22 protein-coding genes are annotated in these 20,255 nt (G+C 65.9%); 5 read left to right on the plus strand and 17 right to left on the minus strand.

Annotated elements, in window-relative coordinates; genetic code table 11:
- The first annotated feature begins 138 nt into the window (after window positions 1–138).
- The gene (gene acnA, locus GGC64_RS01080) at window positions 139–2,946 is read left to right on the plus strand and encodes an aconitate hydratase AcnA (RefSeq protein ID WP_192722343.1); all 2,808 of its coding nucleotides are present in this window, start codon (window positions 139–141) and stop codon (window positions 2,944–2,946) included.
- A gap of 8 nt (window positions 2,947–2,954) precedes the next feature.
- Window positions 2,955–3,524: a TetR/AcrR family transcriptional regulator gene (locus GGC64_RS01085; RefSeq protein ID WP_192720615.1), complete on the plus strand. Its 570-nt coding sequence runs from the start codon at window positions 2,955–2,957 to the stop codon at window positions 3,522–3,524.
- Here GGC64_RS01085 and GGC64_RS01090 read toward each other — a convergent pair.
- The 17 genes from GGC64_RS01090 to GGC64_RS01170 form a co-directional block, all read right to left on the minus strand.
- Window positions 3,521–3,715, minus strand: coding sequence for a helix-turn-helix domain-containing protein (locus GGC64_RS01090; RefSeq protein WP_192720616.1), 195 nt, complete (start codon window positions 3,713–3,715; stop codon window positions 3,521–3,523). The genes GGC64_RS01085 and GGC64_RS01090 overlap by 4 nt on opposite strands.
- Before the next feature lie 105 nt (window positions 3,716–3,820).
- Complete coding sequence (locus tag GGC64_RS01095) at window positions 3,821–5,449, minus strand: ABC-F family ATP-binding cassette domain-containing protein (RefSeq protein WP_192720617.1); 1,629 nt, start codon at window positions 5,447–5,449, stop codon at window positions 3,821–3,823.
- A gap of 12 nt (window positions 5,450–5,461) precedes the next feature.
- Entirely contained in the window at window positions 5,462–6,271 is an 810-nt protein-coding gene (locus GGC64_RS01100; protein ID WP_192720618.1) for an enoyl-CoA hydratase, read from the minus strand.
- Between the two features lie 26 nt (window positions 6,272–6,297).
- Complete coding sequence (gene trxA, locus GGC64_RS01105) at window positions 6,298–6,663, minus strand: thioredoxin (RefSeq protein ID WP_192720619.1); 366 nt, start codon at window positions 6,661–6,663, stop codon at window positions 6,298–6,300.
- A 69-nt stretch (window positions 6,664–6,732) separates the two neighbouring features.
- Window positions 6,733–6,975, minus strand: coding sequence for an anti-sigma factor (locus tag GGC64_RS01110; protein ID WP_225951130.1), 243 nt, complete (start codon window positions 6,973–6,975; stop codon window positions 6,733–6,735).
- The gene (locus GGC64_RS01115; protein WP_192720620.1) at window positions 6,972–7,601 is read right to left on the minus strand and encodes an RNA polymerase sigma factor; all 630 of its coding nucleotides are present in this window, start codon (window positions 7,599–7,601) and stop codon (window positions 6,972–6,974) included. The genes GGC64_RS01110 and GGC64_RS01115 overlap by 4 nt, the downstream gene beginning before the upstream one ends.
- Before the next feature lie 18 nt (window positions 7,602–7,619).
- Window positions 7,620–8,336: a flavodoxin family protein gene (locus tag GGC64_RS01120; protein ID WP_192720621.1), complete on the minus strand. Its 717-nt coding sequence runs from the start codon at window positions 8,334–8,336 to the stop codon at window positions 7,620–7,622.
- Complete coding sequence (locus GGC64_RS01125; RefSeq protein ID WP_192720622.1) at window positions 8,333–8,962, minus strand: hypothetical protein; 630 nt, start codon at window positions 8,960–8,962, stop codon at window positions 8,333–8,335. The genes GGC64_RS01120 and GGC64_RS01125 overlap by 4 nt, the downstream gene beginning before the upstream one ends.
- Before the next feature lie 31 nt (window positions 8,963–8,993).
- On the minus strand, window positions 8,994–9,872 hold the full coding sequence (locus tag GGC64_RS01130) for a bifunctional helix-turn-helix transcriptional regulator/GNAT family N-acetyltransferase (RefSeq protein WP_192720623.1): 879 nt from the start codon (window positions 9,870–9,872) through the stop codon (window positions 8,994–8,996).
- 14 nt (window positions 9,873–9,886) lie between these two features.
- Window positions 9,887–10,462 (minus strand): hypothetical protein, encoded by a 576-nt coding sequence (locus GGC64_RS01135; RefSeq protein ID WP_192720624.1) that lies wholly within the window; start codon window positions 10,460–10,462, stop codon window positions 9,887–9,889.
- 68 nt (window positions 10,463–10,530) lie between these two features.
- On the minus strand, window positions 10,531–10,878 hold the full coding sequence (locus GGC64_RS01140; protein WP_192720625.1) for a metal-sulfur cluster assembly factor: 348 nt from the start codon (window positions 10,876–10,878) through the stop codon (window positions 10,531–10,533).
- On the minus strand, window positions 10,856–11,326 hold the full coding sequence (sufU, locus tag GGC64_RS01145) for a Fe-S cluster assembly sulfur transfer protein SufU (protein ID WP_192720626.1): 471 nt from the start codon (window positions 11,324–11,326) through the stop codon (window positions 10,856–10,858). The genes GGC64_RS01140 and sufU overlap by 23 nt, the downstream gene beginning before the upstream one ends.
- The gene (locus tag GGC64_RS01150) at window positions 11,323–12,579 is read right to left on the minus strand and encodes a cysteine desulfurase (protein WP_192720627.1); all 1,257 of its coding nucleotides are present in this window, start codon (window positions 12,577–12,579) and stop codon (window positions 11,323–11,325) included. Before GGC64_RS01150 ends, sufU begins: the two co-directional genes overlap by 4 nt.
- Before the next feature lies 1 nt (window position 12,580).
- Window positions 12,581–13,348, minus strand: a complete 768-nt coding sequence (gene sufC / locus GGC64_RS01155; protein WP_192720628.1) for a Fe-S cluster assembly ATPase SufC — start codon at window positions 13,346–13,348, stop codon at window positions 12,581–12,583.
- Window positions 13,348–14,520, minus strand: a complete 1,173-nt coding sequence (gene sufD / locus GGC64_RS01160) for a Fe-S cluster assembly protein SufD (protein WP_192722345.1) — start codon at window positions 14,518–14,520, stop codon at window positions 13,348–13,350. Before sufD ends, sufC begins: the two co-directional genes overlap by 1 nt.
- Entirely contained in the window at window positions 14,517–15,962 is a 1,446-nt protein-coding gene (gene sufB / locus GGC64_RS01165) for a Fe-S cluster assembly protein SufB (RefSeq protein ID WP_192720629.1), read from the minus strand. The genes sufD and sufB overlap by 4 nt, the downstream gene beginning before the upstream one ends.
- The gene (locus GGC64_RS01170; protein ID WP_192720630.1) at window positions 15,959–16,774 is read right to left on the minus strand and encodes a metalloregulator ArsR/SmtB family transcription factor; all 816 of its coding nucleotides are present in this window, start codon (window positions 16,772–16,774) and stop codon (window positions 15,959–15,961) included. The genes sufB and GGC64_RS01170 overlap by 4 nt, the downstream gene beginning before the upstream one ends.
- Window positions 16,775–16,798: 24 nt before the next feature.
- On the opposite strand from GGC64_RS01170, the gene mptB reads away from it, so the two are divergent.
- From mptB to GGC64_RS01185, 3 genes are read left to right on the plus strand one after another with little or no spacing between them, the layout of a single operon-like run.
- Entirely contained in the window at window positions 16,799–18,511 is a 1,713-nt protein-coding gene (gene mptB / locus GGC64_RS01175) for a polyprenol phosphomannose-dependent alpha 1,6 mannosyltransferase MptB (protein WP_192720631.1), read from the plus strand.
- Window positions 18,502–19,440 (plus strand): ABC transporter ATP-binding protein, encoded by a 939-nt coding sequence (locus tag GGC64_RS01180; protein ID WP_192722346.1) that lies wholly within the window; start codon window positions 18,502–18,504, stop codon window positions 19,438–19,440. Before mptB ends, GGC64_RS01180 begins: the two co-directional genes overlap by 10 nt.
- On the plus strand, window positions 19,437–20,210 hold the full coding sequence (locus GGC64_RS01185; protein WP_192720632.1) for an ABC transporter permease: 774 nt from the start codon (window positions 19,437–19,439) through the stop codon (window positions 20,208–20,210). Before GGC64_RS01180 ends, GGC64_RS01185 begins: the two co-directional genes overlap by 4 nt.
- The last annotated feature ends 45 nt before the right edge of the window (window positions 20,211–20,255 follow it).

The raw sequence follows: 20,255 nt of genomic DNA on the forward strand, positions 1-20,255 counted from the left end.
GGGTATGCGGGTGGCAGCACTCACCCACGAGGACGAGACTAAAAGCACCCCTGGGTTGATTCACAGGACAAGCGTACTGTTAGAATTGTGACCGCCGACGACACAGCCCGTCGCGGCGATATCGAGCCGGGAGTTGATGTGAGCAGCAAAGATTCGGTGAATTCGTTTGGCGCCCGCGACACCTTGAAGGTCGGGGACAAGAGTTATCAGATCTACCGCCTCGATGCGGTGGCCGGAACCGAGAAACTGCCATACAGCCTCAAGGTGCTCGCCGAGAATCTGCTGCGCACCGAGGACGGCGCCAACATCACCAAGGACCACATCGAGGCGATAGCGAACTGGGACCCGTCGGCCGACCCGAGCGTGGAGATCCAGTTCACCCCCGCCCGAGTGATCATGCAGGACTTCACGGGCGTCCCGTGCATCGTCGACCTGGCCACCATGCGCGAGGCGGTCGGCGACCTCGGTGGTGACCCGGACAAGGTGAACCCGCTGGCGCCTGCCGATCTCGTCATCGACCACTCCGTGATCGCCGATCTGTTCGGCACCGCGAACGCATTCGAGCGCAACGTCGAGATCGAGTACGAGCGCAACGGCGAGCGCTACCAGTTCTTGCGCTGGGGCCAGGGCGCGTTCGACGACTTCAAGGTGGTGCCGCCCGGTACCGGCATCGTGCACCAGGTCAACATCGAATACCTGGCCAGCGTCGTCTTCGAGCGCGACGGCGTGGCCTACCCCGACACGTGCGTCGGCACCGACAGCCACACGACGATGGAGAACGGCCTCGGCGTGCTCGGCTGGGGCGTCGGCGGCATCGAGGCCGAGGCGGCCATGCTGGGCCAGCCGGTGTCGATGCTCATCCCCCGTGTCGTCGGTTTCAAGCTCTCCGGGGAGCGGCAGCCCGGCGTGACCGCCACCGACGTGGTGCTCACCGTCACCGAGATGCTGCGCAAGCACGGCGTGGTCGGCAAGTTCGTCGAGTTCTACGGCGAGGGCGTCGCCGAGGTGCCGCTGGCCAACCGCGCAACGCTGGGCAACATGAGCCCCGAATTCGGTTCCACCGCAGCAATTTTCCCGATCGACGAGGTGACAATCGACTACCTGCGGATGACCGGCCGCAGCGACGAGCAACTCGCGCTAGTCGAGGCGTACGCCAAGGAACAGGGCATGTGGCACGACCCAGAGCGCGAGCCGAAGTACTCCGAGTACATCGAGCTCGACCTGTCCGATGTCGTGCCCTCGATCGCGGGGCCGAAACGGCCGCAGGACCGGATCGCGCTGGGTGACGCAAAGACCGCTTTCCGCAAGGACATTCACAACTACGTAGAGGAGAACCTGCCCGCCGAGCACACCAAGCTCGACGAGGCGGTCGAGGAGTCCTTCCCCGCCAGCGACCCGGCATCCAGCCTGGCCTTCGCTGATGACGACGCGGTCGTGCCTTCGGCGGCAGTCGGCGCCAACGGCAGGCCGAGCAGTCCGGTCGAGGTGAAATCCGACGACCGCGGCGAGTTCATCCTCGACCACGGCGCGGTGGTGATCGCGGCCATCACGTCGTGCACCAACACCTCCAACCCCGAGGTGATGCTGGGTGCGGCGCTGCTTGCGAAGAACGCCGTCGAGAAGGGTCTGACGGCCAAGCCGTGGGTGAAGACGACGATGGCGCCGGGTTCGCAGGTGGTCACCGAGTACTACGACAAGGCCGGGCTGTGGCCGTACCTGGAGAAGCTCGGCTTCTACCTGGTGGGCTACGGGTGCACCACGTGCATCGGCAACTCGGGTCCGCTGCCCGAGGAGATCAGCAAGGCGGTCAACGACGCCGATCTGTCGGTCACCGCGGTGCTGTCGGGTAACCGCAACTTCGAGGGCCGCATCAACCCGGACGTGAAGATGAACTACCTGGCGTCGCCGCCGCTGGTGATCGCCTACGCGCTGGCCGGCACCATGGACTTCGACTTCGAGGCCGAACCGCTTGGCAAGGATTCCGACGGCAACGAGGTCTTCCTCAAGGACATCTGGCCATCGCAGAAGGACATCAACGACACCATCGCGTCGGCGATCAACACCGAGATGTTCGTCAAGAACTACTCCGACGTCTTCAAGGGCGACGACCGGTGGCGCAACCTGCCGACCCCGTCGGGCAACACCTTCGAATGGGACACGAACTCGACGTACGTGCGCAAGCCTCCGTACTTCGACGGCATGCCCGCCGAGCCGCAGCCGGTCACCGACATCAAGGGTGCGAGAGTGCTGGCGCTGCTGGGTGATTCGGTGACCACCGACCACATCTCCCCCGCAGGCAGCATCAAGCCCGGCACGCCGGCCGCGCAATATCTCGACGAGCACGGGGTCGACAAGAAGGACTACAACTCCTACGGCTCGCGGCGCGGCAACCACGAGGTGATGATCCGCGGCACGTTCGCCAACATCCGGTTGCGCAATCAACTTCTCGATGACGTGTCCGGCGGCTATACCCGCGACTTCACCAAGGACGGCGAACAGGCGTTCATCTACGACGCCGCGCAAAACTATGCGGCGCAGGACATTCCGCTTGTCGTGCTCGGCGGCAAGGAGTACGGCTCAGGCTCGTCGCGCGACTGGGCGGCCAAGGGCACCAGCCTGCTCGGTGTGCGCGCGGTCATCACCGAGTCGTTCGAGCGCATCCACCGGTCGAACCTGATCGGCATGGGGGTGATCCCGCTGCAGTTCCCCGAAGGCGAATCCGCCGCGAGCCTGAAGCTGGACGGCACCGAGACGTTCGACATCAGCGGCATCGAGGCGCTCAACGATGGCAAGACGCCGAAGACCGTCCATGTGACCGCCACGAAGGAGGACGGCTCGAAGGTGGAGTTCGACGCCGTCGTGCGCATCGACACCCCCGGTGAAGCGGACTACTACCGCAACGGCGGCATCTTGCAGTACGTGCTGCGCAACATGCTGAAGTCGTAAGCGCAGATATGCCCCGGGTAACCGAAGACCATCTGGCGGCGCGGCGCCGACAGATCCTCGACGGCGCCCGGCGCTGTTTCGCCGAATACGGCTATGACAAGGCCACCGTGCGACGGCTCGAGCAGACGATCGGGCTGTCGCGCGGTGCCATCTTTCACCATTTCCGCGATAAGGACACGCTGTTCTTCGAACTGGCCCGCGAGGATGCCGAGCGAATGGCCGATGTCGCGTCGCGGGAGGGGTTGGTTCAGGTGATGCGCGACATGCTTGCCGCTCCCGACCAGTTCGACTGGCTGGCGACGCGGCTGGAGATCGCGCGCAAGCTGCGCAACGATCCGGCGTTCAACCGCGGCTGGTCGGAGCGCTCGGCGGAGTTGTCGGCGGCGACCACCCAACGGCTGCGCACACAGAAGCAGGCGGGCCGGCTACGCGACGACGTGCCGAGCGCGGTCCTGCAGACGTATCTTGACCTTGTGCTGGACGGCCTGGTTGCGCGGCTGGCATCCGGCGACGAACCCGAAAAGCTCAGTGCCGTACTCGACCTCGTCGAGGCCTCGCTGCGCCAGCAACCGTCCTAGCTTGCCTTGCGGCTGCGATGGTTGGGTCCGCCCCGACTGCGCATGGTCGTACCCGACTCGCGCAACATGCTATGGATCGAGCCATACGAGCGGCCGGTGTTGGCCACCAACGTACGGATGCTCGCGCCCCCCTCGTATGCGCTGCGCAATTCGTTCAGGACTTCATCCCGGGACTTGTTCAGTTTCTTCATCGACATCTCTCCCCACGTTTGATGCCCCGACCCCTACCCAATACCCAGCGTAGGAAGCGTTCACACCCAACGGGCGGAATTGATGAAACAGTTCGCAATTCGCGCTCAGGCGAGCTCGATCAGGTCGCGATAGTCGTTGGACCAGAAGTCTTCGGTGCCGTCGGGCAGCAGCACCACGCGTTGCGGGTCGAGTGCTTCGGCGGCGCCGGGGTCGTGCGTCACCAACACCACTGCGCCGACATACGACCGCAGTGCGTCGAGCACCTGCTCGCGCGACGCGGGGTCGAGGTTGTTGGTCGGCTCGTCGAGCAGCAGCACGTTCGCAGTCGATGCCACCAGACCGGCGAGCGCGAGTCGGGTCTTCTCACCGCCGGACAACGTGCCGGCGGGCTGATCAAGCTGCGCACCGCTGAACATGAAGGCGCCCAACAGACCCCGCAGTTCCTGCTCACCCGTGTCGGGCGCGGCGTGACGGATGTTCTGCCACACCGTCGCCAAGTTGTCGAGCGTGTCGTGTTCCTGCGCAAAGTAGCCGATCTTCATTCCGTGGCCCGGCTCGAGGCCTCCGGAGTCCGGCGTCTCGACGCCGGCCAACAGCCGCAGCAGGGTGGTCTTGCCCGCGCCGTTGAGGCCGAGCACCACGACCCGCGAACCGCGGTCGATGGCGAGATCGACGCCGCTGAAGACCTCTAGTGAGCCGTAGTTCTTGGTCAGACCCTTGGCCACCAACGGGGTGCGGCCGCACGGCGCAGGCGTCGGGAACTTGATCCTGGCCACCTTGTCGGCAACGCGTTCCTCGTCGAGCGCAGCCATCATCCGGTCTGCCCGACGCAGCATGTTCTGTGCGGCAACGGCTTTGGTGGCCTTGGCACCCATTTTGGCCGCCTGGGCGCGTAGGGCCGAGGCCTTGCGTTCGGCGTTGGCCCGCTCGCGGCGGCGCCGCTGTTCGTCTGTCGCGCGGGCGTCGAGGTACTTCTGCCAGCCCATGTTGTAGACGTCGACCTCGCCGCGCACCGCGTCGAGGAACCACACGCGGTTGACGACGTCGGCGAGTAGTTCGACGTTGTGACTGATCACCACCAGACCGCCGGCATGCCCGCGCAGGAAATCGCGCAGCCAACCCAGCGAGTCGGCGTCGAGGTGGTTGGTGGGCTCGTCGAGCAACAACGTGGTGGCCGATCCCGACCCCGTGTCGGAGGCGGCGAACAGGATGCGCGACAGCTCCACCCGGCGGCGCTGACCACCGGAGAGTGTGCGAAGTGGTTGTGTCAGAACACGTTCGGGCAGACCAAGGCTTGCGCAGATGCGGCCCGCCTCGCTTTCGGCCGCATATCCGCCAAGCGAAGCGAAGCGCTCCTCGAGCTGGCCGTATTTGCGGACCGCCTTGTCACGCGCGGCGTCGTCGGCCACCTCGGCCATCAGCGCCTGCTGCTTCTCCAGGTCGGCAAGCAACGTGTCGAGGCCGCGGGCTGACAGCACCCGATCGCGGGCCAGCACCTCGAGGTCGCCCTCTTTGGGATCCTGTGGCAGATAACCGATTTCCCCGGTCCGCGCGATCGTCCCGGCGTAAGGTTCACCCTCACCCGCCAAGATGCGCATGGTCGTGGTCTTGCCTGCGCCGTTGCGTCCGACGAGCCCGATGCGGTCGCCTGGCTGCACCCGCAGCGCCGCACCGTCGGTGGACAGCAGCGTGCGCGCTCCAGCGCGGACCTCGAGGTCCGTTGCGGTGATCACGCTGCTGTCCCCTTATTTGTCGTCGGTGAAGACCGGTGCGCGCTTCTCGGCGCGCGCCGCGACCGCTTCTTCGAAGTTGCCGGTGAGCAAACGGACGAAGAGCTGTCCCAGGCCCTCGGCCTGCATATGCCCTTCCAGGCTAGCGGCGTCCAGTCCACTCCAAAGCGTGCGCTTGGTCAATTCGATTCCCGGCCGCGAGAACGATGCGATGCGCTCCCCGAGCTCATAGCAAACGTCGAGCAGCTCATCGTCCGGCACGGCACGCGAGACCAGTCCGATACGTGCGGCCTCGTCGGCGTCGACGTCGCGTCCGGTCAGCATCAGCTCGAACGCCCGAGACGTACCGATCGCGCGCGGCAACAAGTAGGACAGCCCGAGCTCGCTCGCCGTCAGTCCGTTGTTGATACCCGCAGCACGGAAATAGGCACCCGCACCTGCGACGCGGATATCGCAGGCAAGCGCAAGGCACAGTCCGCCGCCGATCGCCGCGCCGTTGACGGCAGCGATCACGGGCTGGTGCATTTTGCGCAGCGATAGGATGACGTCGTCGAGCACCTCCATCGATCGCAGCGCGAACGTCGGCCGGGTCAGCCCGTCGATGTGCGGCACCGAGCCTGCCGACTTGTGGTCGGCACCCGAGGAGAAGCCGCGGCCCGCGCCTGTGAGCACAATCACGCGCGTGTCGTTGTCGTAGGTCAACTCGTCGAGCACCTTCTTGAGCGGGACCATGACGTCGAACGCCATCGAGTTCATCCGCTCGGGCCGGTTGAGTGTCACCAGCGCGACGTGCGGTCGCGGTCTATCTACGAGGACAAAGTTCACCCGTGCACGCTATCGCGTGCGTTTCGCTAGTTCGCTTCGCCGTTGCCCTGCGCGGCGATCGCGGCGTCGATGTCGAACTCCTTGACCCGCTGCACGAGCTGCTCGAGCGCCGCCGGCGGCAGTGCGCCCGCCTGGTTGAACACCAGCTTGCCCTTCTTGAAGGCCATCAAGGTCGGGATCGAGCGGATGTCGGCTGCCGCGGCCAGCTGCTGCTCGGCCTCGGTGTCGACCTTCGCGTAGACGACGTCGGGGTGATTCTCCGAGGACGCGGCGAACGTGGGCGCGAAGGCCTTACACGGGCCGCACCACGACGCCCAGAAATCCACCAGCACGATCTCGTTGTCGTTGATGGTGTCGTTGAACTGTTCGGCGGTGATGTCTCGCGTAGCCACGATGTTCCTAACGCTGCTGTCAATCTGTCTGTTCCCAGCCTATGGTCAGCACAAACTGGGCGGTAGTGGTCAGGTGAAGTCTTTGAACGCGTCCAGCAGGCGGTTGCGGAATGCCGGGTCGAGGTCGTCGTCGCGGATCTTGCCGACCGTGGCCACGGTCTCCCGGAACTGCTGAAGGTAGTTCTCGCAGCCATCGCACTCCAGTAGGTGCATGTCGAACCGTGCCCGCGTCTGTAGGTCGAGCGAACCGTCCAGGTAGGCGGTGACGAGCTCGACCAGTTCGTTGCAGTCCATGGCGTCGCGGCCAGTCATGAGGCGTCCTCCAAATACTCTTCGAGCGCCTGCCGGACTGCGGCCCGGCCACGGTGCAGCAGCACCCGTTGGTTGGCGACGCTGATGTCGAGCAGGCCGCACACTTCGGCGGAGTCGAAGCCGAGCATGTCGCGAAGCGTGACAACCGTGCGCTGACGGTCGGGCAGCTTCTCCAGTTCGGCGCGCGCGACCTCGACGAGCTCGTTGCCGAGCAGTGTGCCCTCGGGGGTGTCGGGGAACGGCGACGGCTCTTCGCCTTGCTTCCAATGGCCCGGGTACGGATCGTCGGCCGTGCGGAACCGGGCCGGGTCGACGGTGCCAGTGGAAGCCGCGATCGCTGCGTCGGCATCACGGCGCTCGCGCATACCCCGTGCCTTGGCGATGTTGATCATCACGGCGAAAAGCCAAGTGCGCAAAGAGGATCGGCCCTCGAAATTGTTGATGCCCTTGAGCAGCGCGATCCACGTCTCCTGGACCACTTCTTCTGCGATCTCGCGGCTGGGCACATAACCCCGCGCCACCCGCAGCATCGATGGCGCATGCTGATCGACGAGGTGGGCGAACGCGGCTTCGTCGCCGTCGCGCAACGCGGCGATCAGCGCGGCTTCGTCGACTGTTTCGGTCATCACGGTCACGGTAACCGCTCAACGGTATTCAGGATTGGCAAAGTCGTAGCGGCATCCCGCATCCCATCCCGAGCGGATGTTTCCGTACGCGGGCACACCTCCGCTTGCCTTCAACATCCGGGCCAGATGCATCAGGTTCCACGTCATGAACGTGGTGTTGCGGTTGGTGAAGTCGTTCTCGGGCCCGCCGGATCCAGGGTCCAGATACGACGGCCCCGGCCCGGCCTCGCCGATCCAGCCCGCGTCGGCCTGCGGCGGAATCGTGTAGCCGATGTGTTGGAGGGTGTATAGGACATTCTGTGCACAGTGTTTGACACCGTCCTCGTTGCCGGTGATCAAACAGCCGCCCACCCGGCCGTAGTACAGATACTGGCCGGAGTCGTTGAGCAGATGCGAGCCCCCGTAAAGGCGCTCATGCACCTGCTTCATCACGGAGCTGTTGTCCCCCAGCCAGATCGGGCCTGCGAGTACCAGAATGTCGGACGCCAGCACCTTCTCGAAGATGACGGGCCAATCGTCGGAGGCCCAGCCGTGCTCGCGCATGTCTGGCCAAACCCCGGGGGCGATGTCGTGATCGACGGCGCGAACCACCTCCACCTCGACACCGTGTTTCGCCATGATCCGTGAACTGATGTCGATCAGACCCTCGGTGTTGCTGACCTCCGGCGACCGTTTCAACGTGCAGTTGATGAACAGGGCCCGCACGCCACTGAAGTCGGTGTTGAACTCCGTCATCGCGATTCCCTTCTGCCCTGTTCGAAGAACTCGGTGATCTGCGTGGCCAACGCGTCCACATCGTGCGCCGGGTCGAGCGCATACACGGCGCCGAAAGGCGCGTTCCAGAACGATCCGGTGCGTTTGGTCCATGGCCCGATATACGCGTACGGCGTCGGGTGGTAGTCGTCACCTGCTGAGACGCCGTAGTTCACCTCGTCCTCGGTGGCCGCGACGTCGAAGTGCTCGGGCCACAACACGGGATGCGCCTCGGGCAGCGCGCTTTTGATCGCGTGCCCGCCTGCGTAGTGGCTCCGATAGAGCCACTCGGCAGCTGCCGCGTCGACGTCCAGCGTCGCATCCACGGGTAACGGGTCGACGATTTCGTACACCCCGGCGGGCGGGCCAGCCGCGACCCCGGCGGCTTCGGCCAACGTGCGAACCGGTCCGGCCAGCTCGGCGGCGCCATCGGGCCAGACGAACTGCGTGCCGCGCACAGCCAATGGGACGGCCACGCCTGCGAACCCATCCGGGCGCACCGCAAGCCGGACCGTGCCCGCTGCCCGGTACTGCGGCCCGGCGATCAGGCTTTCGGCCACTCCCCGTAGCTGTCGCCGGGTAGCGACGTAAGACTCGTCGAGGCTCATACCGACTGAGTTACCAGATACTGGCCGAGCGTTACAGCGACTTCTCGAACCAGTGATGGGCGTAGGGCTCGTCGTTGAAGGGAGCGACTTCGCGGTACCCGGACGTCTGATACATCTGGATCGCCTCGGACAGTTCGTCGCGCGTCTCCAACCGCATCAGCCGTAGCCCCTCTGTGCGGGCCCGGTTCTCCAGCTCGTGAAGCAACCGGCGGCCCAGCCCCAGGCCGCGAACCGATGGCGCCACCCACATCCGCTTCAGCAATCCGACCGCGTCGGGATGAAAGATCAGCGCGCCGCAACCGACAGGTTCGCCGTGCAGCGATGCGACCAGCAAAAGCCCTGCGGGCGGGGTCATTTCGACGTCAGCGACAGGGCTGCGCGCCGGGTCGTAGCCACCCTCGAAGCGGACAGCGAGCTCGTCGTAGTAGGTGTGCAGACAGAACCGGGCGTCGCGGTGGCGCGGATCGCATTGCCGAACCTCGACCGTGGAGGCGATCAGCAGGCGTTCGACTTCTGCCATGGCGCTGACGAGCTCGGTGCGTTGCCGGGCGTTGAGCGGTTGCAGGATCGCCGCTGCGGCGTCGTCGGAGCGCTGGTCGAGCGCGGCGAGCTCGCGGCGGCCTGCCGCCGTCAGCCGGGCGATGCGGATGCGCCCGTCGGCGGGGCTCTGCTCGACGACGACGTGACCGGCGGTCTCCAGTGCACGCAACAGCCTGCTGACGTAGCCAGAGTCCAGGTCCAGGCGTTCCCTCAGCGAGCGGACATCACAGCCGTCGACGCCGATCTCCCAGAGCAGCCGGTTCTGCCCGAGTGAGCGGTCGCTGGCCAGATAGTTCTCGTTCAGCACGCCGATCCGCTGTGTGACGGTGCGATTGAAACGCCTGACCTGCGCCACCAAATCCGCCGTCATATCTCTGACCTTAGTCAGAGATCCGTCTGGTCGGCACCCCGTTTTTCGAGAATGTCGCCGGCGAGGTCGGCCGCGCGATCGCTGTTGGCCAGCAGCCGGTCCCGTCGCTTGGGCCACCACAACAACTCGGCCAGCAGAGCAACCAGGTAAACGAGGGAGACGATCGCGTTACCCCAGGTGCCGAAGATGCTGTCCCACAACGCCGTTCCGACGCTGACGACAAGGACGAGCGGTAGCACCCAGCGATACGGCTTGGCCTGTTCGGCCGAAGCATGCATGCCGCCGCTGTAATCAATGACCGCCGCCGCCAACTGCGGGTCGCCGATGGGCTCGCCGTGGCGGGCGGTGCGCGCTACCGTCACGCGGTTCTTGCCCGAGAGTTGTTTGGCGCCAGGCCAATAGCGGGCCATACGCCGCGGCATCCAAATTCCGTAAATCAATCCGGTGGTGACGCCCGCGAGAATGCCGGCGAGCAGCAGACCGGAGTCCAACCAGGCCATGGCTCCGAGGACGACCCCGAGAAAACCACCGATCAGCACCGCCCGGCGAAAAAAACCACCTCGCCACACCAACGCTGGAACCGTGACCACAGTGCGATTGTGAACGAGCAGCCCCGTCCACAACCGCCGAACCGCCGACTTATCGTCGGCCGTGCAGGTTAGACCGTGAAACCCAACGCCCGCAGCTGTTCGCGGCCGTCTTCGGTGATCTTGTCAGGGCCCCACGGCGGGTTCCACACCCAGTTGATCCGGATCTCGTTGACGAGCCCGGCACCGACCAGCGCGGTGCGTGACTGATCCTCGATGACATCGGTGAGCGGACATGCCGCCGACGTCAACGTCATGTCGATCAACGCGACGTTGCCCTGCTCCCCCTTCTCGACATTCAGGTCGTAGACAAGGCCGAGATCGACGACGTTGATCCCGAGTTCGGGGTCGACGACATCGCGCATCGCCTCCTCGAGGTCGGCGAGCAGTTCGTCGTTAGGCACTGCGGTGTCGCTCATCTGCGATCTCCTCACTGGCTTGCGCTAGCGCATCTTTGAAAGCCATCCAACCCAGCAGCGCGCATTTCACCCGCGCCGGGTACTTGGCGACGCCGGCGAATGCGATGCCGTCGCCGATCACCTCCTCGTCCCCCTCGACGGTGCCACGTGAGGACACCATCTCGGTGAACGCCGCCACTGTCTTCAACGCATCGCCGACGCTCTGGCCGATCACCTGATCGGTCAGCACCGACGTCGAGGCCTGGCTGATCGAGCAGCCCTGCCCGTCATAGGAGACGTCATCGACACGCTCGCCGTCGTCGCTCAGCGCGACCCGCAACCGCACCTCGTCTCCGCACGTCGGGTTGACCTGATACGACTCGGCGCCGAACGGCTCACGCAGCCCCCGATGGTGGGGGTGTTTGTAGTGATCGAGGATCACTTCCTGGTAGATCTGCTCCAGTCTCACGCAAAGAACTCCACCGCGTGCTTCACACCCGCCACCAACCGGTCGACCTCGTCGAGCGTGTTGTAGACCGCGAACGAGGCGCGTGCGGTCGCGGCGATGCCGAACCGGCGATGCAACGGCCACGCGCAGTGGTGGCCCACCCGCACCGCGACACCGTCGTCGTCGAGCACCTGCCCAACGTCGTGGGCGTGAATGCCGTCGACGACGAAAGACACCGGCGAGCCGCGGTTTTCCAATGAGGTGGGCCCGATGATCCGCACGCCGTCGATGCCGGCCAGCCCGCTGAGCGCCGCGGCGACCAACTCGCTCTCGTGCGCCTCGACCGCGGCCATGCCGATCTCTCGCAAATATCTCGCCGCGGCAGCCAGACCAACCACCTGCGAGGTCATCGGCGTGCCTGCCTCGAAGCGTTGCGGCGCAGGAGCGTACGTGGTCTGCTCCATCGTGACGGTTTCGATCATCGAACCGCCGGTGATGAACGGCGGCATCGCGTTGAGCAGCTCGCTGCGGCCGTACAGCACCCCAATGCCGGTGGGGCCCAGCATCTTATGCCCGGAGAACGCTGCGAAGTCGACGTCGAGCGCGTGGAAGTCGACCGGCTGATGCGGCACCGACTGGCAGGCGTCCAGCAGCGTCAGCGCACCGACCGCCTTCGCGCGCGACACGAGTTCGCCCACCGGAGCCACGGCGCCGGTGACGTTCGAGTGATGGCTGAAGGCAACCACTTTCACGCGATCGTCGAGTGTCAGCGAGTCCAGATCGATGCGGCCCTCGTCGGTGACCCCGTACCACTTCAGCGTCGCGCCGGTGCGCCGAGCCAGCTCCTGCCACGGAATCAGGTTCGCGTGATGCTCGAGCTCAGTGGTGACGATGACGTCGCCGGGGCCGACCGCGCGTTGGAACCGGTTGTCGCCGAGCACATAGGCGACCAGGTTGATGCCTTCGGTGGCGTTCTTGGTGAACACCAGCTCGTCGGGATTCGCACCGACGAACGCCGCGATGTCGGCGCGGCCCTGTTCGTAGGCGTCGGTCGACTCCTCCATCAGCTGGTGCGCACCGCGGTGCACCGCGCCGTTGGAGGTGGTCAGAAAGTCCCGCTCGGCGTCGAGCACTTGCACCGGCTTCTGCGATGTCGCACCGGAATCCAGGTACGCCAACTGGCTTCCGCCGCGCATCACCCGCTTCAGGATCGGAAAGTCGGCCCTGACTTTTTCGATATCCCGAGTCAGGTCGAGAACCTGCGCGGCGGTCATGTCAGGCTCCGACCGCCTGCGTGAAGCGCTCGTACCCGTTCTCTTCGAGCTCGTCGGCCAGTTCCGGTCCGCCGGATTCGACGATGCGGCCGCCGACGAACACGTGCACGAACTGCGGCTGGATGTAGCGCAGGATGCGGGTGTAGTGGGTGATCAGCAGGACGCCGCCGTGCTCAGCCTCGGCGTAGCGGTTGACACCCTCGCTGACGACGCGCAGTGCATCGACGTCGAGACCCGAGTCGGTCTCGTCGAGGATCGCGATCTTGGGCTTCAGCAGCGACAGCTGCAGGATCTCGTGGCGCTTCTTCTCGCCGCCCGAAAAGCCTTCGTTGACACTGCGTTCGGAGAACGCGGGGTCGATGTCGAGGTCAGCCATCGCGCCTTTGACCTCTTTGACCCAGTGCCGCAGCTTCGGTGCCTCGCCGCGAACCGCTGTGGCCGCGGTGCGCAGGAAGTTCGACATCGACACGCCCGGCACCTCGACGGGGTACTGCATCGCAAGGAACAGCCCGGCGCGTGCGCGCTCGTCGATGCTCATCTCGAGCACGTCCTGGCCGTCGAGCGTGATCGAGCCCGACGTCACCGTGTACTTGGGGTGGCCGGCGATCGCATAGGACAGCGTGGACTTGCCGGATCCGTTGGGGCCCATCAACGCATGGGTCTCCCCCGAGTTCACGGTGAGGTCGACGCCCTTGAGGATCGGGATGTCGGTCCCGTCCTCCTTGGAGACGACGCTGACGTGCAGGTCCTTGATTTCCAGTGTGGTCATCAGTGAGTGATTCCTTCGGTTAGCTCAAGTTCGTGTTCGATGGCCGCGGTGAGACGTTCACGCACCGCGGGGACGGCGATCTTGCCGATGATCTCGCCGAAGAAGCCGCGCACAACCAGCCTGCGGGCCTGGTCCTCCGGAATGCCGCGGGCCTGCAGATAGAACAGCTGCTCATCGTCGAAACGACCGGTGGCACTGGCGTGCCCGGCCCCGACGATCTCGCCGGTCTCGATCTCCAGGTTCGGCACCGAGTCGGCGCGCGCGCCGTCGGTGAGCACCAGGTTGCGGTTGGTCTCGAAGGTGTCGGTTCCGGTGGCCGCGGCCCGGATCAGCACGTCGCCGATCCACACGGTGTGCGCGTCCGGCTTCTTCGAATCGGGATCGCCTTGCAGCGCACCCTTGTACGTGACGTGCGAGCGGCAGTTCGGCTGAGCGTGGTCCACCAGCAGCCGCGACTCGAAGTGCTGGCCGTCGTCGGCGAAGTACAGCCCGAGCAACTCGGCGTCACCGCCCGGCGCACAGAACTTGGCCCGCGCCGTCAGCCGCACGACGTCGCCGCCGAGCGTGACTGCGACGTGGCGCAGCACCGCGTCCTTGCCGAGCGCGGCGTGGTGTGTGCTGACGTTGACCGTGTCATCCGCCCAGTCGGCGATCGACACGATGGTCAACCGGGCAGCGTCGCCGACCACGAATTCGACGTTGTCGGCATAGGTTCCGCTGCCGCGCTGGTCGATGACGACGACCGCCTCGGACAGCTCACCGACCCGCACCTGCAGGTGCCCGTAGGCGACCTTGCCCTCGCCGGGCCCGGTCACCGTCACCTGGATCTCGTCGCGGACGACGGTGTCCTTGGGCACCTCGATCAGCGTCGCGGTCTCGAACGACGAGTACGCTTGCGCCGCAACACGATCAGCGGGTGCACCCGCCGCGCCCAGTCGCGAGTCGTCACGCCCGACCCGATCGACTCGCACGTCATCCGATGTCTGGACATCGATTGTGGCCGCGCCGGTCGCAACAGCCGAACCGTCGTGCAGGCCGCGCAACCGCCTCAACGGCGTGAAGCGCCAGAGCTCGTCGCGACCGTGCGGCACCTCGAAGGCGTCGACGTCGAACGACGTGAACAGCTCCCCCTTGTTGATTCCCTCGACAGCAGTAGTCAGCTCAGCCACTATCCGACCGCGCCTTCCATTTGCAGCTCGATCAGCCGGTTGAGCTCCAGCGCGTACTCCATCGGAAGCTCCTTGGCGATCGGCTCGACGAACCCGCGCACCACCATGGCCATCGCCTCGTCCTCGGTCAGGCCGCGGCTCATCAGATAGAACAGCTGATCCTCGCTGACCTTCGACACCGTCGCCTCATGGCCCATCGTCACCTCGTCCTCGCGGATGTCGACGTACGGGTAGGTGTCGCTGCGGCTGATCGTATCGACCAGCAGCGCATCGCATTTCACGCTTGACCGCGAACCGTGTGCGCCCTTGTTGACCTGAACCAGGCCGCGGTAGGACGCGCGGCCGCCGCCGCGGGCCACCGACTTGGACACGATGTTGCTCGAGGTGTTCGGCGCCAGGTGCAGCATCTTGGCGCCGGTGTCCTGGTGCTGACCTTCGCCCGCGAACGCCACCGAAAGCACTTCGCCCTTGGCGTGCTCGCCGGTCATCCAGACCGCCGGGTATTTCATCGTGACCTTCGAGCCGATGTTGCCGTCGACCCACTCCATGGTCGCGCCTGCCTCGGCCCGCGCCCGCTTGGTGACGAGGTTGTAGACGTTGTTCGACCAGTTCTGGATGGTCGTGTAACGGCAACGGCCACCGGGCTTCACGATGATCTCGACGACCGCCGAATGCAGCGAATCACTCTTGTAGATCGGCGCGGTGCAGCCCTCGACATAGTGCACGTAGGCGTTCTCGTCGACGATGATCAGCGTGCGCTCGAACTGGCCCATGTTCTCGGTGTTGATCCGGAAGTAGGCCTGCAGCGGGATGTCGACGTGCACGCCGGGCGGCACGTAGATGAACGAACCGCCTGACCACACAGCGGTGTTCAGCGCGGAGAACTTGTTGTCGCCCGCCGGGATCACGGTGCCGAAGTACTGCTTGAAGATCTCCGGATGTTCCTTCAGCGCGGTGTCGGTGTCGAGGAAGATGACGCCGAGCTTCTCCAGATCCTCGCGGATCGAGTGGTAGACGACCTCGGATTCGTACTGTGCGGCGACGCCAGAGACCAGACGCTGCTTCTCGGCCTCGGGGATGCCCAGCTTGTCGTAGGTGTTCTTGATGTCGGCGGGCAGGTCGTCCCACGTGGCGGCCTGCTTCTCGCTGGAGCGCACGAAGTACTTGATGTTGTCGAAGTGGATGCCCTCGAGGTTCGAGCCCCAATTCGGCATCGGCTTCTTGTCGAACGTGCGCAGCGCGCGCAGCCGAGTCTCCAGCATCCACTCCGGCTCGCTCTTCTTGGCCGAGATGTCGCGCACCACCGCTTCGGACAGTCCGCGCTGTGCGCTGGCGCCCGCCGCGTCGGAGTCCACCCAGCCGTAGCCGTACCGGCTCAGCGAGGCGATGGCCTCGTCCTGGCTGAGCGGTTCGCCCACCTTGTGGACCTCGGGAGTGGTCGTCATGTCGACGCTCCTTGCTTGCTCGTGGTTTTTCCGACGCGGGCTGTGCGCCGGATCGATTTTGGCTTCTCGGGGGTGAGCGGGACGTGGGTGGTGCATGCGCAGTCGCCGTTGACGATGGTCGCCAGCCTCTGCACGTGGGTGCCAAGGATCTCGGCGAACGCCTCCCGCTCGGTCTCGCACAACTCGGGAAACTCCTCCGCGACGTGTGAAACCGGGCAGTGGTGCTGGCAGAGCTGAATGCCGTGGATCGGCCCGGTCACCGGTGTCGTGCTGGTCGCGTAGCCGGCCTTGGTCAGCGCCATCGCCACCCTGTCTGCCCTGGCTTCAACGTCGCCTGGCCCCTCGGTTACTCCCGCGAGGATGGCATCGATGCGGCGCCTCGCGAAGGTGCGCACGGCGTCGTCGCCGCCGATCTCCCTCAGCTGTCGCATCGCGGCAACAGCCAGGTCGTCGTAGGTGTGCTGCAGCTTGGCGCGGCCCTGGGCCGTCAGCCGATACCGCTTGGCCGGCCGCCCGCGACCGTGGTGCTGCCACGCGGCAGCGGCGGCCGATTGCGCGTCGCCGGCCTCCAACAGCGCGTCGAGGTGCCTGCGCACGCCGGCGGCGGAGATGCCCAGCTGGTCGCCGATCTCACCCGCGGTGATCGGCCCGGATTCCAGCAAGAGCTGGACGATCGCGCCACGGGTGTGGCGATCGCTGGATGTCGCCACCGCGGCGGCTCCAGCGCTTTCCGGACCGAATTTCACAACACTATTGTGACGGAATTCAGGAACGCGGTAAAGCAAGGGTCCCCTTATGGTGACGGGAACCATACGGACGGCCGTTACGCTGCTGTGGTGGCGCTCCGCCTGCGGACTCTCAGTACGTCGATTGCCGGATGGCACGGCGACGAACGCGCCGTCGGCTCCCCGCTCAACGACGCCGAGCTGATCGCGTTTCGCCGCACCCGCCTGTTCGGTGCCACCGGCACGGTGTTGATGGCGATCGGCGCGTTGGGTGTCGGCGCGCGTCCCGTGGTTCAGGACCCGACTTTCGGTGTCCGCCTGTTGAATCTGCCCTCGCGCATCCAGACGGTGTCGCTGACCATGACCACCACCGGCGCGGTGATGATGGCGCTGGCCTGGCTGATGCTCGGTCGGTTCACGCTCGGCGACCGGCGCATGACACGCAGTCAGCTGGACCGGACCCTGATGCTGTGGGTGCTGCCGCTGCTCATCGCGCCGCCGATGTACAGCAGAGACGTCTACTCCTACCTGGCGCAGAGCGAGATCTCGCTGCAGGGCCTCAACCCCTATCGCGTCGGCCCCGCCCCGGGGCTGGGCCTCGACCATGTCTTCACGTTGTCGGTGCCGAACATGTGGCGCGAGACGCCTGCCCCGTACGGTCCGTTGTTTCTGTGGATCGGGCAGGGCATCTCGGCGCTGACGGGAGAAAACATCGTGGCGGCGGTGCTGTGCCACCGGATCGTCGTGCTGCTCGGCGTCGGCCTGATCGTGTGGGCGGTGCCGCGGCTGGCGCGCCGCTGCGGGGTCGCCGAGGTGAGCGCGCTGTGGCTGGGCGCGGCTAATCCGCTGCTGATCATGCATTTGGTCGCAGGCATCCACAACGAGGCGTTGATGCTGGGCCTGATGTTGGCCGGCACCGAATTCGCGCTGCGTGGCGTCGATGCGGTCGGCCCGCTACTGCCGAAACCCTGGGCCTGGCCACATGGCCGCGACGAATGGGCGCGTTGGCTGCCGATGGGCAGTCTTCTGCTCGGCATCGTGCTGATCACGCTGTCGTCGCAGGTGAAGCTGCCGTCGCTGCTCGCGCTGGGCTTCGTCGCGATGGCGCTGGCCTGCCGCTGGGGCGGCACGGTCAAAGCGTTCCTGATCTCGGGCGGGTCGCTGACCCTGGTGTCGGTGGCGGTAATGGCGCTGATCGGCTGGGCCAGCAGCCTCGGCTTCGGCTGGCTGTACACACTGGGCACCGCCAACGTCGTGCGCAGCTGGATGTCACTGCCGACGTTGTTGGCGTTGGGGACAGGACAGGTCGGCATCCTGTTGGGGCTCGGCGATCACACCACCGCGGTGCTCGGACTGACGCGTGCGATCGGTGTGTTCACCATCGCGATCATCGTGACGTTCCTGCTGCTCGCCGTGTTGCGCGGGCGACTGCATCCGGTCGGTGGGCTTGGTGTGGCGCTCGGCATGACCGTGCTGCTCTTTCCGGTGGTTCAGCCCTGGTACGTGCTGTGGGCCGTGATCCCGCTGGCCGCGTGGGCGACCAGGCCGGCGTTTCGCACCACAACGATCGTCGTCACGCTCGTCGTCGGGATATTCGGCCCGACAGCCAACGGCGACCGGTTCACGCTGTTCCAGATCCTGCTCGCGGTGGTGGCAAGCACCGTGATCGTGCTCATACTCATCAGCCTGACGTACTACCGCCTGCCGTGGCGCAAGCTGCCAGACCCCGGGCGTCCGCAGGTGGAGCCGGTGCCGGAAATCGTCGAACCGGCAATACCGGCGCCGCAGCCTGCCAAGCCCGGCGCTTACGCTGAATCCCCGTGAGCCCCGACTCGACTGCCCCCGTGCGCCTGCGCGGCGTCGTCAAGCGGTATGGGTCGACGACGGCCGTCTCCGAACTCGACCTCGACGTGAACGCCGCTGAGGTGCTCGCGCTGCTCGGCCCCAACGGCGCAGGCAAGACCACGACGGTGGAAATGTGCGAGGGCTTCATCAAACCCGACGCGGGCAGCATCGAGATCCTCGGTCTGGATCCTTTCGCTGACAACGCCCGCCTGCGCGAGCGCATCGGTGTGATGCTGCAGGGCGGCGGCGGCTACCCGGCCGCTCGAGCCGGCGAAATGCTGAATCTTGTTGCGGCGTATGCGGCTAACCCACTCGACCCGCGATGGCTGCTGGACACTCTTGGCCTCACCGAGGCGGCGCGCACGACCTACCGCAGGCTGTCCGGCGGCCAGCAGCAGCGGTTGGCGCTGGCGTGCGCGGTGGTGGGCCGTCCGGAGCTGGTGTTCCTCGACGAGCCGACGGCGGGCATGGATGCACACGCGCGAATCGTGGTGTGGGAGTTGATCAATGGGCTCCGCCGCGACGGCGTGACCGTGGTGCTGACGACACATCAGCTGACCGAGGCCGAGGAACTGGCCGACCGAATTGTGATCATCGACCACGGTGTGGCGGTGGCGACCGGCACACCGGCGGAGCTGATGCGCAGCGGCGCCGAGAACCAGCTGCGGTTCCGCGCGCCACGGATGCTCGATCTGTCGCTGTTGGTGTCGGCCCTGCCCGAGAGCTACCAGGCGACCGAGACAGCGCCGGGCGAGTACCTGGTCGAGGGCAACATCGACCCCCAGGTGCTGGCCACCGTCACCGCCTGGTGCGCACGGCTGGATGTGCTGGCTACCGACATGCGGGTCGAACAGCGCAGCCTCGAGGACGTGTTCCTCGATCTGACCGGCCGGGAGTTGCGATCATGACCAATTTGTTTGCGCCAGGGACGTTTTCGCCCGATCCGCGCCCCGCGACCGTGCAGAAGATGCTGGCCGCGCAGTTCGGCCTCGAACTCAAGCTGCTGCTGCGCAACGGCGAGCAGCTGCTGCTCACCATGTTCATCCCGATCACGCTGCTGGTCGGGCTGACGCTGCTGCCGCTGGGCTCGTTCGGCCCGAACCGGGCGGCGACGTTCGTGCCCGCGATCATGGCGCTCGCGGTGATCTCGACGGCGTTCACCGGGCAGGCCATCGCGGTGGCTTTCGACCGTCGGTACGGCGCGCTGAAACGCCTCGGTGCGACGGCGTTGCCGGTGTGGGGCATCATCGCCGGAAAGTCGCTGGCCGTCGTCACCGTCGTGTTCTTACAGGCGATCTTGTTGGGCGCCATCGGCTTTGGTCTTGGCTGGCGACCGAACATCCTGGGCTTGTTGCTCGGCGCCGCGATAATCGCGCTCGGCACCGCGGGTTTCACGGCACTGGGCCTGCTGCTGGGCGGCACGTTGAAGGCTGAAATCGTCTTGGCGATCGCCAACCTGCTGTGGTTCGTCTTCGCAGGCCTTGGCGCGCTCACACTCGAAGGCGGCATGGTGCCGCACAGCGTGCAGTGGGTGGCCCGGCTGACGCCGTCGGGCGCGTTGACCGAAGCGCTGACACGGGCGATGACGCTGTCGGTGGACTGGTTCGGCATCGCGGTGCTCGCGGCATGGGGCGCAGTCGCCGGACTATGCGCGCTGCGCTGGTTCCGGTTCACCTGACCAGCCAGCGAATTTTTACGTAAAGGACAATTCGGCCCGGAAACG

Origin of the sequence: Mycobacterium sp. OAS707, assembly GCF_014873705.1 — a bacterium.
Classification (GTDB): domain Bacteria; phylum Actinomycetota; class Actinomycetes; order Mycobacteriales; family Mycobacteriaceae; genus Mycobacterium.

Coding starts and splice junctions, on each gene's coding strand:
- GGC64_RS01120 (WP_192720621.1), bottom strand. CDS start 8,336: ATGACGGAGTTCAACACCGACTTCAGTGGCGTGCGGGCCCTGTTCATC.
- sufB (WP_192720629.1), bottom strand. CDS start 15,962: ATGACGACCACTCCCGAGGTCCACAAGGTGGGCGAACCGCTCAGCCAG.
- GGC64_RS01130 (WP_192720623.1), bottom strand. CDS start 9,872: ATGACGGCGGATTTGGTGGCGCAGGTCAGGCGTTTCAATCGCACCGTC.
- GGC64_RS01110 (WP_225951130.1), bottom strand. CDS start 6,975: ATGACTGGCCGCGACGCCATGGACTGCAACGAACTGGTCGAGCTCGTC.
- GGC64_RS01125 (WP_192720622.1), bottom strand. CDS start 8,962: ATGAGCCTCGACGAGTCTTACGTCGCTACCCGGCGACAGCTACGGGGA.
- GGC64_RS01090 (WP_192720616.1), bottom strand. CDS start 3,715: ATGAAGAAACTGAACAAGTCCCGGGATGAAGTCCTGAACGAATTGCGC.
- GGC64_RS01140 (WP_192720625.1), bottom strand. CDS start 10,878: ATGAGCGACACCGCAGTGCCTAACGACGAACTGCTCGCCGACCTCGAG.
- GGC64_RS01150 (WP_192720627.1), bottom strand. CDS start 12,579: ATGACCGCCGCGCAGGTTCTCGACCTGACTCGGGATATCGAAAAAGTC.
- GGC64_RS01115 (WP_192720620.1), bottom strand. CDS start 7,601: ATGACCGAAACAGTCGACGAAGCCGCGCTGATCGCCGCGTTGCGCGAC.
- sufC (WP_192720628.1), bottom strand. CDS start 13,348: ATGACCACACTGGAAATCAAGGACCTGCACGTCAGCGTCGTCTCCAAG.
- GGC64_RS01170 (WP_192720630.1), bottom strand. CDS start 16,774: ATGGTTCCCGTCACCATAAGGGGACCCTTGCTTTACCGCGTTCCTGAA.
- GGC64_RS01185 (WP_192720632.1), top strand. CDS start 19,437: ATGACCAATTTGTTTGCGCCAGGGACGTTTTCGCCCGATCCGCGCCCC.
- GGC64_RS01085 (WP_192720615.1), top strand. CDS start 2,955: ATGCCCCGGGTAACCGAAGACCATCTGGCGGCGCGGCGCCGACAGATC.